This is a genomic window from Rhodococcus sp. 105337 (genome assembly GCF_012844225.1).
GTDB lineage: Bacteria > Actinomycetota > Actinomycetes > Mycobacteriales > Mycobacteriaceae > Rhodococcus.
Map to the genome: position 1 here is coordinate 349,870 of NZ_JABAGQ010000003.1, position 13,272 is coordinate 363,141.

11 protein-coding genes are annotated in these 13,272 nt (G+C 67.7%); 6 read left to right on the forward strand and 5 right to left on the reverse strand.

The window, feature by feature from the left end:
• Window positions 1-8: 8 nt before the first annotated feature.
• Genes HF886_RS08020 through HF886_RS08045 form a run of 6 tightly spaced genes read left to right on the forward strand, consistent with a single transcriptional unit; the run spans window position 9 to window position 6,705 of the window.
• On the forward strand, window positions 9-1,169 hold the full coding sequence (locus HF886_RS08020; protein WP_169652000.1) for an MCE family protein: 1,161 nt from the start codon (window positions 9-11) through the stop codon (window positions 1,167-1,169).
• Window positions 1,166-2,182: an MCE family protein gene (locus tag HF886_RS08025; RefSeq protein ID WP_169652001.1), complete on the forward strand. Its 1,017-nt coding sequence runs from the start codon at window positions 1,166-1,168 to the stop codon at window positions 2,180-2,182. Before HF886_RS08020 ends, HF886_RS08025 begins: the two co-directional genes overlap by 4 nt.
• Window positions 2,179-3,198: an MCE family protein gene (locus HF886_RS08030; protein ID WP_206038606.1), complete on the forward strand. Its 1,020-nt coding sequence runs from the start codon at window positions 2,179-2,181 to the stop codon at window positions 3,196-3,198. The genes HF886_RS08025 and HF886_RS08030 overlap by 4 nt, the downstream gene beginning before the upstream one ends.
• Window positions 3,195-4,406 carry an MCE family protein gene (locus HF886_RS08035; RefSeq protein WP_346765318.1) on the forward strand — a complete coding sequence of 404 codons (1,212 nt, stop codon included), beginning with the start codon at window positions 3,195-3,197 and terminating at the stop codon, window positions 4,404-4,406. The genes HF886_RS08030 and HF886_RS08035 overlap by 4 nt, the downstream gene beginning before the upstream one ends.
• Window positions 4,403-5,497: an MCE family protein gene (locus tag HF886_RS08040; RefSeq protein ID WP_346765319.1), complete on the forward strand. Its 1,095-nt coding sequence runs from the start codon at window positions 4,403-4,405 to the stop codon at window positions 5,495-5,497. Before HF886_RS08035 ends, HF886_RS08040 begins: the two co-directional genes overlap by 4 nt.
• Window positions 5,494-6,705: an MlaD family protein gene (locus tag HF886_RS08045; RefSeq protein ID WP_169652003.1), complete on the forward strand. Its 1,212-nt coding sequence runs from the start codon at window positions 5,494-5,496 to the stop codon at window positions 6,703-6,705. Before HF886_RS08040 ends, HF886_RS08045 begins: the two co-directional genes overlap by 4 nt.
• A gap of 113 nt (window positions 6,706-6,818) precedes the next feature.
• Here the strand turns inward: HF886_RS08045 and HF886_RS08050 are convergent, their stop codons facing one another.
• The 5 genes from HF886_RS08050 to HF886_RS08070 form a co-directional block, all read right to left on the reverse strand.
• On the reverse strand, window positions 6,819-7,949 hold the full coding sequence (locus HF886_RS08050; protein ID WP_169652004.1) for a nitronate monooxygenase family protein: 1,131 nt from the start codon (window positions 7,947-7,949) through the stop codon (window positions 6,819-6,821).
• A 95-nt stretch (window positions 7,950-8,044) separates the two neighbouring features.
• Complete coding sequence (locus HF886_RS08055; protein WP_346765325.1) at window positions 8,045-9,223, reverse strand: CoA transferase; 1,179 nt, start codon at window positions 9,221-9,223, stop codon at window positions 8,045-8,047.
• 92 nt (window positions 9,224-9,315) lie between these two features.
• On the reverse strand, window positions 9,316-10,797 hold the full coding sequence (locus HF886_RS08060) for an aldehyde dehydrogenase family protein (protein ID WP_169652006.1): 1,482 nt from the start codon (window positions 10,795-10,797) through the stop codon (window positions 9,316-9,318).
• 9 nt (window positions 10,798-10,806) lie between these two features.
• On the reverse strand, window positions 10,807-12,144 hold the full coding sequence (hmgA, locus tag HF886_RS08065) for a homogentisate 1,2-dioxygenase (RefSeq protein WP_346765320.1): 1,338 nt from the start codon (window positions 12,142-12,144) through the stop codon (window positions 10,807-10,809).
• A complete protein-coding gene (locus HF886_RS08070) occupies window positions 12,141-13,196 on the reverse strand; it encodes a lipocalin-like domain-containing protein (protein WP_169652007.1) in 1,056 nt (351 codons plus the stop codon). Before HF886_RS08070 ends, hmgA begins: the two co-directional genes overlap by 4 nt.
• Window positions 13,197-13,272: the final 76 nt, after the last annotated feature.

Here is a 13,272-nt window from a genome sequence, read left to right on the forward strand (position 1 = left end):
CAGGACGGATGCGGAGCACCGGGTTGCACAGACTGGCCACAGCGGGCTTCGTCGTCGTCGCCGCGGTAGTGCTGGTCGTCGTCGGACTCGACTTCCGGGGAGCGTTCGCTTCGGGGGTGACCGTCACGGTCGACACCGGCCGGGCGGGGCTGATGCTCGAGCGCGGCGCGATGGTCAAGGCGCACGGTGTACAGGTCGGCACCGTGACCGAAGTCCGGCACACTCCTGCCGGGGCCGAGGTAGTCATTCGCCTCGACCCCGCCGACGCGGCGCGCATCCCGTCCACCGCGGAGGCCGAGATCCTGGCGACGACAGTGTTCGGCGCCAAGTACGTCTCCCTCACCGGCACCGGATCGACCGGCACTCCCGGGTTGTCCGACGGTGCGGTGTTGCAGGCTTCGAGCGTGACGGTGGAGACGCAGACCGTGTTCGAGTCGCTGTCCGGGATGCTGCAGGCCGTCGACCCCGCGAAGCTCAACCGGACCCTCGGCGCGTTGGCGGCCGCCCTGCGCGGCCGGGGCGAGACACTCGGCGCGGCTCTGTCGGACACCGATGCCGTGCTCGCACGACTCGAGCCGCGCATCGAGGTGATTCGACGCGACCTCGCCGCTGCCGAAGCCACCGCCGACATCTACTCGCCGGTGACCGACGAGGTGACGGAGTCGCTCGGCAATCTGACGGTGACCGGAGCAACGATCGTCGAGCGCGCCGACGATCTCGACCGGTTGCTGCTCGCCACCATCGGGATGGGCGACGCAGGGCGGCGCGTCGTGGAACCGAACACCGCGCAGATCATCGACGTGCTCGATCTCCTGCGCCCCACCGCGTCGCTGCTCGAGGAGTACTCCCCTGTTCTGCCGTGCTTCTTCCAGGGTGCCGACCGTGCCCGGCAACTCGCCGAACCGGCGTCCGGCGGCAACGGATCGTCCATGATGCTCAATTCGACGCTGCTGCTCGGTGTCGATCCATACGAGTATCCGCGCAACCTTCCGGTGGTCGCCGCGACGGGCGGTCCGCGGTGCGGCGCACTGCCGATCGTCACCCTCGACGAAACACCTGCGCCTTACGTGGTCGCTCGCACCGGGGCCGATCCGTTCGAGAGACGGAACACCACACCGGTATTCGTACCGGAATCCCTGTTCGAACTGCTGGGCGGAGGAGCCGGATGACGCGTACCGCGATCGCGGCCGGCATCTACGCCCTCGTCATGACGCTGATCCTCGGCGGGTTGTTCGTCGTCTTCGGTCAGGTGCGCTTCGGCGACTACACCCGGTATCACGCTGTGTTCGAGGACGTGTCCGGACTCGAGCCGGGTCAGTTCGTCCGGGTGTCCGGCGTGGAAGTGGGGCAGGTGGAGAAGGTCGAGTTCGCCGACGGAAACCGCATCGACGTCGTCTTCGAGGTCGACTCCGTCTACACGCCGACCCGGGCGACCGTCGCGACGGTCCGTTACCTCAACCTCGTCGGCGACCGTTATCTCGAATTGTCCGATGGTCCGGGAGAACTCGTCCCGATGAGTGCCGGCGAGACGATCGGTCCCGAACGGACCCGCCCGGCACTGGACCTGGACGTGCTCGTCGGCAGTTTCACACCGCTGTTCCGCGCGCTCGACCCGGACCAGGTCAACCGGCTGTCCGCAGATCTCATCTCCGTACTGCACGGCCAGGGCGGAACGGTGGAGTCGGTGCTTGCCCATGCCGCGTCCCTGACGTCGGCCATCGCCGACCGGGATCTCCTGGTCGGGCAGGTGATCACGAACCTGAACGCGGTGCTGGCCACTCTCGCTGCGCACCGTGACACGTTCGACGCCGCACTCGTGCGCGCGCAGGAACTGCTGTCGGGACTTGCGCAGGATTCGGTGATGCTGGGCGAGTCGGTCACCCGTCTCGATGCGGCGAGCGGATCCGTCGCGGACCTCCTCGGCCGGACGCGCTCCCCGCTTGCCGGTACGCTCCGCGAAACCGAACTCGTAGCGGCACAACTGGAGTCCCGCAGCGACACCATCGACAGCCTGGCGACACGCCTGCCCGATGCGTACGCCGCGCTCACCAGACTCGGCGCCTACGGCGGGTTCTTCAACTACTACCTGTGCGGAATGCTCATCAAGGTCAGCGACCCTTCCGGCAACACCGTCACCTCGCCCCTGTTCGGTCAGACGACGGGCAGGTGCGCTCCGGCATGACACAGTTCCGCGACATGAATCCCACCCGCGTGGGTGTGATCGGCACGGTCGTGCTGATCGTTCTCGTGCTGTGCGCCCTGAACATCCGGTCACTGCCGCTGTTCGACTCCGGGTCCACCTATCGCGCGCGTTTCGTCGACGCCGGCGGTCTGAACCCCGGGGACGCCGTGCAGGTGTCGGGCAAGGACGCCGGCCGTGTGCTCGACATCGTCATCGACCACGACGCCGTCGCCGTCACATTCACCGTCGACCAGCGGGTCACACTCGGCACCGACACGACCGTCGACATCGCGACCGCCACCGCACTGGGTGCACGGCACCTGCGCGTACGTCCGGCAGGTCCGGGGAGACTCGAACCGGGCAGCACGATGGACCTCGACCGGACCACCGCCCCGTACCAGCTGACGGACGCCCTCGGTGATCTCGCCGATACCGCAGCCGAACTCGACGCCGAACAGCTCCGTACCTCGATGCGCGTGCTGTCCGACACCCTGCGCGAGACACCCGACGACGTCGGTGCCGCCGTGGACGGGGTGATGCGCCTGTCCGAGACGGTGGCGAGCCGCGACGCCTCGTTGCGCGAACTGCTCACGCACGCGGAGCAGGTCACCGCGGTGCTCGCCGAGCGCAGCGACGCTATCGACTCGCTCATCGTCGACGCCGACCTCGTGCTCGGCGAACTCGACCGCCGTCGCGCAGCACTCGACACGTTGTTCGCCAACGTCGACGCGTTGTCCGTGGAGATCTCGAACCTGGTCGCAGACAACGAGGCCCAGCTGACGCCCACGCTGACCACGGTCAACGCGGTTCTTGCCGTCCTCGAACGCAACCGCGACAACATCGCGCTCGCCATCGAAAGGCTCGGTCCGTACGCGACCGAACTCGGCGAGGCGGTCGCGTCGGGCCCGTTCTTCAACTCCTACATCCAGAATCTGCTGCCGATGCAGATCATCGAACCGGCCCTCACGCGGGCGCTCGACGATGCCGGTATCACCGTTCCGGGAGGTACTCCGTGAAGCGGAGCACAGGGTTCCTGACGTGGGTGGTGCCGCTGCTCGTCCTGGCGGTGATCGCCGTCGTGTCGTTCACCGTCGTGCCGTGGCGTGCGACCGACGAGTATTCCGCGGAGTTCACGACTGCACGTGGCCTGTACGTCGGCGACGATGTGCGCATCATGGGGGTCGAGGTCGGACGGATCACCGGCATCGAACCGCGCGGCGACCGGGTGCTGGTGACATTCACCGTCGACGCAGCCCATCGCATCCCGGCCGCCGCGGAGGCCGCGCTCATGGCGCCGACACTGGTCTCGGCCCGCTTCCTCCAGATCACTCCGCCCTACACCGGCGGCCCCGAACTCGCTCCCGGCTCGAGCATTCCGCTCGACCGCACAGCGGTACCCGTCGAATGGGACGAGATCACCGCCCAACTGGCTCGCCTGACCACCGAACTCGGTCCGGCCGACGACGATGCGCGGGGGCCACTCGGTGAGGTGCTCGACGTCGCCGCCGACAATGCCGAGGGGCACGGCCCCGCGATCCGCGATTCTCTGCGGGAACTGTCGGCCGCGATGCGCACCGTCTCGGACGGCCGTAGCGACCTCTTCGGCACGCTGGGCAACCTGCAGGTGTTCGTCGACGCGCTGTCGGCGAGCGGCGACCAGATCGTGTCCTTCCACGACCGGCTTTCTGCGGTGACGGATGTCCTGGACGCGAACCGCGACGAGATGGGCGCTGCGCTGGCCGGACTCGACACCGTGCTCGTCGATGTCGAACGGTTCGTCCGCACCAATCGCGAGGAGATCGACACGACCGTGGATCGCACCGCTGTGCTCGCCGAGACGCTCGCGGCACAGCGTGACGGCATCGCCCAGGTGCTCCATGTCGCGCCGACCGCATTGTCGAACCTGCAGAACATCTACCAGCCGGCCCACAACACCGTCGTGTCGGCGCTCGCGCTGACCAACTTTGCGAACCCGGCCCAGTTCATCTGCTCGGCACTGGCCGCTGCGGAACAGGTGGACGCCCACACCGGTTCCGAACTGTGCGTGCAATACCTGGGCCCGATCCTTCCGCTGCTCGCGACGGAGTATCCGCCGGCGCGCATCAATCCCACCCGGGGTGTGGGCGCGCTGCCCGACCAACTCGTCTACACCGAGCCGGATCTCGCACCGGGCGCCCCGGCACCCACCGACCTGACCGAACTCTTCTCGCCGGGGTCGCCGTGAGTACGCGCCCGGCGGTAGCGGCAGGCATGCTCGCGTGTGTTCTCGTGGTGACCGGATGCGACTGGCAAGGACTCAACTCGCTCGACCTGCCCGGCACGCGCGGGCACGGGGCGGACGCCTTCGAAGTCACCCTCGAGATGCCGGATGTGACGACACTGGAACGTAATTCGCGCGTACGCGTGGGTGACGTGACGGTCGGTCGCGTGTCGGGGCTTCGGTTGAGCAACGGGCATGCCGAGGTGACGGTGATGCTGGACGGCTCCACCGTGCTGCCCGCCAACGCGAGTGCCGCAATCGGTCAGACGAGCCTGCTCGGCTCCGCACACGTCGAACTGTCACCGCCGGTGGGCGAACCCGCACGCGGCCGTCTCGTGGACGGCGACGTCATCCCTCTGGAACGGTCGAGTGCTTTTCCCACCACCGAACAGACGCTCTCGTCGCTCTCCCTGGTCCTCAGCGGCGGCGGGCTCGCGCAGGCTCAGGAGATCTCCCTCGAGCTCAACCGCGCGCTGGACGGACGACAGGAATCGACGCGTGCGGTGCTCGTCCGGCTCGACGCCGTACTGAGTGGACTCGATGCCCAGCGGAACGGGATCGTGAGCGCGATGGAGTCCATCGACGCACTTGCCGCGGAGGTTGCCGTGCACAACGACCGGATCGCCGCGGCCGCGGATCAACTCGCGCCTGCGCTCGAGGTGCTGGCGGCTCAGCGCGCGGAACTGACCCGTGCCGCCGATTCCCTCGGGCAGTTCGGGCGGGTCGCCACCGAGGTCGTCGAGGCGAGCGGCGACGACGTGGTGGCGAATCTGCGAGATCTCGAGCCCATCCTGTCGTCACTGGCAGCCTCCGGCGACTCGCTGACCGAATCGCTGCGGTACCTGCTGACCTTCCCGTTCCCGATCGACACGTACCGCAACGCGGTTCGGGGCGACTATGCGAACGGCACCGTCATTCTCGATCTGACCCTGCCGACGCTCGAGAACGCGTTGCTGCTCGGCACTCCGTTCGAGGGTGCGCTCACCGGCGGTGCCGCTCCCCTCCCCGACCTGGTGTCGTTGCTCGTTCCCCCGTCAGGGGAGGCCCCGCGATGAGTCCTACCGCGGCGTTGCGAACCCGCCTGCTCGCGTTCTTCGCGATCGGACTCGCTGCCGTCCTCGTCGTCGCGCTGTGGGTCGTGGAGGTGCCTCGCCTGGTCGGCATCGGCCGCTACGACGTCCGGCTGGAACTCACCGACGGAGCCGGTCTGTACCCGTCGGCCAACGTGACCTACCGCGGAGTCGAGATCGGGCGCGTGACCGCTGTGACGATGACGATCGGCGGTGCGGAAGCCGTGCTGTCCCTCGATTCGGGCGTACCCGTCCCCGCGGACGCCGCGGTTCAGGTCCGGAGCATGTCGGCCATCGGCGAGCAGTACGTCGAGTTCCTGCCTGCCGGCGCCGACGCGCCGTACCTGGGCGACGGTGACGTCGTCGGGTCCGACCGTGTGTCGGTGCCCGAGCCCATCGGACGGGCACTCGATCAACTCGACAGCACCTTGCAGTCGGTCGGGACCGACCGTCTGTCCGTGCTGCTCGACGAAACCCACTCCGCTGTCGCCGATTCGGACGACGCGTTGCGGACGCTCATCGAGTCTGCGGCGGCAGTGAGCGGTGAGGCAGCCGCGAGCATCGACAGCACGGCGACCCTGCTGGATCAGGTCGGGCCGCTGCTCGAGACACAGGTGGCATCCTCGGACGCCATCACCCGATGGGCATCGTCACTCGCCGGCACGACCGGGCAACTCCGTGACTCCGACACCGATATCCGCACCCTGCTCGGGGTCGGCGCGCCTGCCGCCGCGCAGGTGCAGGCATTGTTCGAGGACGCCGAACCCACCCTGCCCCTGCTCCTGGCGAACCTCATCACGGTCGAGCAGGTCGCGGCGGTGTATCAACCGTCGCTCGAGCAGATACTCGTGCTCTTCCCCTCGATCATGGCGTCGACACAGTCCGCCGGCCTGCCCAACGTCGACAACCCGGCGCAGAACACGTATTTCGTCAATTCGTACAACGATCCGCCGCCGTGTATCAGCGGGTTCCTGCCACCGGAGCAACGCCGGTCGCCCACCGAACTCGACGTTCCGGAAACCCCGCCGGATCTGTACTGCACGTTGCCGGCCGATTCGCCGGTCGCGGTGCGCGGGGCACGGAACATGCCGTGCATCGAGTACCCGGGACGACGGGCACCGACCGTGCAATTGTGTCGCGACGGTGGATACCCGGCCACCGGGCTGGAAGATCTGCTGACGCCGACGGGCTGAGCAGGAGCCGGGAGCGGCACTGCGCAAGAGCGCGGGCAGAACACGACCGCGCGCAGCCGGCGAACGAACGGTGGCCGCCGCGCCGGAGCGCAGCGGCCACGTGATCGTCCCGGTCAGGCGCTCGCGGCCTCGTTCAGCCGCTCGAGCGTGCCGGTCGCGTCGAGGTACTCCTGCACCCACCGCTCGATGACCGCGGAGGTCTTCTCGACCTTCGAGAACTGGCCGACGACCTGCCCGACGGGGTTGAACGCGACGTCGACGGAATCGTCCGGGTACTTGTGCGTCGCAGCGACGGCCATGCCCGAGACCATGTACTGCAGAGGCATTCCCAAAGGCTCCGGGGTGTCGTCCTGCTCCCACGCCTCGGTCCAGTCGTTGCGGAGCATCCGGCAGGGCTTGCCCGTGAACGAGCGGCTGCGCACGGTGTCGCGACTGGTGGCGTTGACGTAGGCCGCCTGCTGCACGGCGGTGTTCTCGGCCTCTTCGACCATCAGCCACTGGGAACCGGACCAGGTGCCCTGCGTGCCCAGCGCCAGGGCGGCCGCGATCTGCTGGCCGCTGCCGATACCGCCCGCTGCCAGGACAGGCACCGGCGCAACCTCTTTGACCACCTGTGGCCACAACACGATCGAGCCGACTTCGCCGCAGTGTCCGCCACCTTCTCCGCCCTGGGCGATGATGATGTCGACTCCGGCGTCGGCGTGCTTGCGCGCCTGGTAGGGGGATCCGCACAGGGCTGCGACCTTGCGCCCGGATTCGTGGATGTGCGCGATCATGTCCGCCGGAGGCGTCCCGAGTGCGTTGGCGATGAGCGTGACCTTCGGATGCTGGAGGGCGACGTCGACCTGCGGGGTGGCCGTTGCTTCCGTCCAGCCGAGAAGCTGCAACGCGTTATCGTCTCCTTCGGGCAGCGGCACACCGTGGTCGGTGAGAATCTTGCGGCCGAAATCGAGGGTTTCCTGCGGCACCATCGACTGCAGCATCTTGGTGAGTTCTTCGGCCGAGAGGTCGGTGTCCATGCCCTCGTACTTGTTCGGAATCACGATGTCCACGCCGTACGGACGGTCGCCGATGTGCTCATCGATCCAGTTCAGCTCCACTTCGAGCTGCTCGGGGGTGAACCCGACGGCGCCGAGGACACCGAACCCGCCCGCCTTCGACACGGCGACGACAACGTCACGGCAGTGGGTGAAGGCGAAGATGGGGAACTCGATGCCGAGTTCGTCGCAAAGGGGCGTGTGCATTCGGCACTCCTCGGGAGACAGTGGAAGACTGGAACAGGTTCTACTTTAGAGTGCGCGCGGCGGATTGAACATGCCCAGCGGCGTCTCGCCCGAACTCAGATGATCCCGCGCTCGCGGAGCGCGTCCTGCTCGGCCTCGGCGAGTCCGAGGATGTCGCCGTAGACGGCGGCATTGTCGTAACCGGCGATCGGTGCGCCCGCCATGCGAACCGATCCGGGTGTGCCGGCGAGGACCGGCACGACACCAGGCCCGAGCACGTCGCGGCCCGTGCGCTCGTCGTGGTGCGGCACAAGCATTCCGCGGGCCTGGAACTGCGGATCGCGCACCACTTCCGCGACCGTGTTGACCGGACCGGCGACGACGCCCGCCGCAGACAGGTGTGCGAGCAGGTCGTCGAGCGTCCAGGTCGCCGCCCATCGCCCGATCAGTGCGTCGAGTTCGTCCTGGTTGGTGCCGCGGGAAAGGTGGTCGGCGAAACGCGGGTCGTCTGCGAGTTCCGGGGAGTCCATCGCAGCGCACAGCCTCCGGAAGACGGTGTCCTGGTTGGCGGCGATGACGATCCACATGTCGTCGGCTGTCCGGTAGAGATTCGACGGGGCGATCCCCTCGAGGCGGGTGCCGGACGGGCCCCGTACCACGCCGGCGGCGTCGTAGTCGGGCACCACGGATTCCTGGACCGCGAAGCACGCTTCCGTCAATGCGACGTCCACGATCTGTCCACGTCCCGTGCGTTCACGGCTGAGCAGCGCGGCGAGCACCCCCTGGACGGCGAACATGCCACCGAGGGTGTCGCCGAGGGACAGCGCGAGTCGCGGCGGGGCCTGCCCGGGATAGCCGTTGAGGTGCCGCAGACCGCTCTCGGCCTCGGCGACCGACGCGTAACCCGCGTGCCCGGCCTTGGGACCGGTCTGCCCGTACCCGGACACGCGGGCCAGGACGAGGCCCGGATTGATCTCGGACAGCACGTCGTACCCGAGTCCCCACTTCTCGAGGGTGCCCGGCCGGAAGTTCTCGACGATGACGTCCGATTCGGCGACCAGGCGCCGGAACAGTTCCTGACCGTCTGGAGCGCGCAGATCGAGAGTGATGCAGCGCTTGTTGCGGGCGTGCACCGTCCAGAAGAATCGGTGCCCGTCCCGCTCGCCCTGTCCCCATGTACGCAGCGGGTCGGGACGAGCGGGATCCTCGATCTTGATGACGTCTGCGCCCATGTCGCCGAGCAGGCGTCCGGCGAACGGACCCGCGATCAGGGTGCCCAGTTCGAGCACCCTGATGTCCGCGAGCGCACCGGTGCCTGCCGTCGTCTGCGCCGAATCACCCTGCGTACCTGCGTTACCGGATTGCACTGTGTTGCCTGTTCCTTCGGTCAGTAACCGAGGTGAACCGTCTTCTCCTCGGTGAACGCTTCGAGGCCGCTGCGGCCCAGTTCGCGGCCGATACCGCTGGCGTCGCGCCCGCCCCAGGGTAGCGCCGGGTCGGGCACTCCCCAGCCGTTGACCCACACCGTTCCGACCCGCAACTGCGGGATGACGCTGTGCACCGTGGAGAGGTTCTGGCTGAAGATGAAGGCGTTGAGGCCGTACTTGGTGGTGTTCGCGAGCCGGACCGCCTCGTCGGTGGTCTTGAACGTGATGACCGTGGCGACCGGGCCGAAGATCTCGTCCTGCGCGATGGTGAGGTCGTTCGTGCCGCGGAACACGGTGGGTTCGACGAAGAAACCGCGGTCGCCGATGCGGGATCCTCCGGTGACGAGCTGGGCGCCCTCACTGCGCCCCTTCTCGATGTAGCCGAGGATGCGGTCGAGTTGCTTGCGATTGACGATCGTGCCCTGGGTGCTGGCCGGGTCGAAGGGGTCGCCGACGACCGCGTTGCGGGCGAACTCGACGAGCCCTTCCACCACCTGGTCGGCGATCGACTCGTGCACGATCACCCTCGTACCCGCCGCGCACACCTGGCCCTGGTGGTAGAAGTTGCCCATCGCGATCCACGGCAGCGACGCGTCGAGGTCCGCGTCCGGGAAGATCAACTGCGGGGCCTTGCCGCCCAGCTCGAGGGTGACCTTCCGGAACTTCTCGCCCGCGAGCGAGGTGATGGTCTTTCCGACCGCGGGGCTTCCCGTGAAAGTGATCTTGTCGATGCCGGTGTGCGCGGCGAGCGCAGCACCGGCCTCGGGACCGAGCCCGGGCACGACGTTGAACGCACCGTCGGGCACACCGGCTTCGGCGAGCAGGTCGGCCAGCCTGAGCGTCGCCAGCGATGCGTCCTCTGCGGGTTTGACCACCACCGAGCATCCGGCTGCGAGCGCGGGTGCGATCTTCCAGGCCGCAACCACGGTCGGGTTGTTCCACGGTGTGATCGCACCGACCACGCCGAGAGGCTGCCGCAGCGTGAATCCGAATCGGTGCTGGGGGCCGACATCCGGAAGGATCATCGCCTCGCCGGCAATCTTGTCGGCCCAGCCGGCGTAATGACGGAACGACGCGGCGGCAGCGGGAATGTCACCGGCCACGGTGTCGGCGTAGAGCTTTCCCATCTCCGCTGTCTCGAGCGCGGACAACTCGGGCGCGTGCTGTTCGAGGAGATCCGCCACGCGCGTGAGGATTCGCCCACGCTCGGCGCCGGGCATGCGCGACCACACTCCGGACTCGAAGGTGTCGCGGGCCGCGTCGACGGCGGCGTCGATGTCTGCGGCGCCGCCCGCTGCCACTTCGGCGACGACTTCTTCGGTCGCCGGATTGATCGACGAGAAGTGTGCACCGGACTGCGCCGGGACGGTCCGCCCTCCGATACGCAGGCCGGAGTCGGGAATTGTGACGGGGGCGGGGACGGGGGTGGAGAGGTCGGTCATCGGGACTCCTCAGGAAGAAGGCGGGGTGAAGCGACGGATGAGCCCGGACCACGACGCGTCGTAGTCCGTCTGACGGTGCGCACAGCGGTAGGCGGCGTCGGTCACGGTGAGCGCCGATCGCGTCTCGAACATGAACGAGAGGGTGTTCTCGAGCTTGACCGGTACCAGGTCGGCCGCGGTGGCAAGGTCGAACGTCTCCGCATCGGGACCATGCGCGCCCCACTGGTTGTGGAGGGACGCACCGCCGGGTACGAACCCCTCGGCCTTCGAATCGTGGCGCCCGCGTACGAGTCCCATGAACTCGGTCATGACGTTGCGGTGGAAATGCGGTGGCCGGAAGGTGCGCTCCGCAACCACCCACCGGTCGGGGAAGACACAGAAATCGACGTTCGCCTGGCCCGGTATCGGCGTCGGGGAGGTAAGCACGGTGAAGATCGACGGGTCGGGATGGTCCCACCCCGCGGTGGTCATCGCGTTGAACCTGCCGAGGTCGTACTTGTAGGCACCGTGCGTGCCGTGCCAGGCGACCACGTCGAGTGGGGAATGATCCAGCTCGGTCGCCCAGATCTGTCCACCGAACTTGTTCACCAGTTCGACAGGTCCGTTCCGGTCCTCGTACCAGGCGGTGGGATAGAGGAAGTCGCGTGCGTGTGCGAGACCGTTCGCCCCGATGGGGCCGAGTTCGGGCAGCGCATAGGCAGACCCGTAATTCTCACAGACGTAGCCCGACGCCCGTTCCCCCAGCAGCTCGACGCGGAACCGCACGCCACGGCCGATCACCGCGATCTCACCCGGGCCGACCGCGAGGCGCCCGAATTCCGTGCAGAGCAGCAGTTCACCGTCCTGCGGGACGAACAGCAGTTCCCCGTCGGAGTCGACGAAGTACCGGTCGGTCATCGACGACGACATGGAATAGAGGTGTACGGCTATGCCGGTGCGGGCGTGGACGTCGCCGTTGACGGCGTAGGTGATGATCCCGTCCACGAAATCCGTCCCGGGTGCCGGTGGAGGCAGCGGATCCCACCGGATCCGGTTGGGGGTGAGCACGCCTCCGGACGCCGGCGCCGACACCCAGCCACGGCTGTCGACGCGCTCGAACGGCCCGTGCGCGGCAGACGGCATGATCCGGTAGGTCCATGTTCTGCGGTTGTGTTCGCGTGGTTCGGTGAACGCGGTCGCCGAGTGCTGCTCGGCGTACAAACCGTACGGCGCACGCTGGGGGGAATTCTGCCCCCACGGCAGCGAACCCTCGACGGCCTCGCTGTGATGCTCGTTGCCGAATCCCCGCAGATAGGAAAGACCCGGCGGATCGTCGACCTCCACGCGACCGTCGCTGCCTCCGCTCACGTGAGCGCGACCATCTCGTGCAGTGTGGTCCCGGTACGGACGTACTCCTCGCCATCGACCGTGACCGTCATCGTGAAATCCGACCGGAATCGGAAGTACCCCGGGCGGCCGACGAGTCGATTGACGATCGGCTTCACCAGCGCGCTCGAGGCGAGCGGTACGTCTTCGAGAAGATTGTGGGCGTGCACGATGTCGCGGACGGTGAGCTTCAGATCGAGCGAGCCCGGAACACGGATCCGCAGCCACGACGGATAGGTGCGATCGGCGACCGGGTCGAAGACCGCGGGGCCCTCGGTCATCTCGACCTCGCCGTTGCTGAGCACGATCCGGTCGTCCCGGGCGATCATCACCGGCTGCGACCAGTGGGCACCGTATTTCTTCTGGGTGTGCACCATCGCGTACACGAGGGAGAAGTCGTCGGTGTACAACCTGCCCCAGTACCACTTGTCGATGACACGCTTCATGTCACCGACACCCCAGTTGTGGTCGTGGTAGCCGCGACCGGTGACCTCGGTGGTGACGCCGTCGACCGTCACAGTGCCGGCGACAGAGGCCCGAGGCGCGCCCACGACCCAGGCGAAGAACTCGCGGTCGTTGTAACTCGTCCGGCCCCTGCCCGGCATCCACGGCGGAATCAGGACGGTGAACGTCAGATCGAATCCGAGGCCGCCCTCGGAGACGGCGACACGGTAGATCGGCTTGCCCTCGTCCTCTCCGACGAGACGTGCCGTGTTGTGCGCGACCCGCACGTCGCAGCGTTCCTCCGACACCGTGAGGTCCGAGTCACGGTACTGCCGGATCTCCTCCCTGCGCTGCCCGTCGGGCGAGTAGATGTGGATCTCCACTCCGGGTCTGCGGTGCACCAGTTCCCGCGTCTGCACCATCGCGACGACGATCCGGCCGTCGTCGAGATGTGCGTCGAAATACCAGTGTTCGAAGGCGTGTTTCTCGCTGGAAGGATGAGCGGCATTGTCTTTCGGTCCGACGACGGTGATCTCGCCGTCACGGCGTCCCGGTCCGTTCCAGGCTTCGACGATCTGTAGAGCGGGCATGGGTTGTCTCCAAGAGTTCGGGTGTCGGCGGGGTACTTGTCACACTGTGCGGTCGAGCCGCCCGCTCGATCGCATG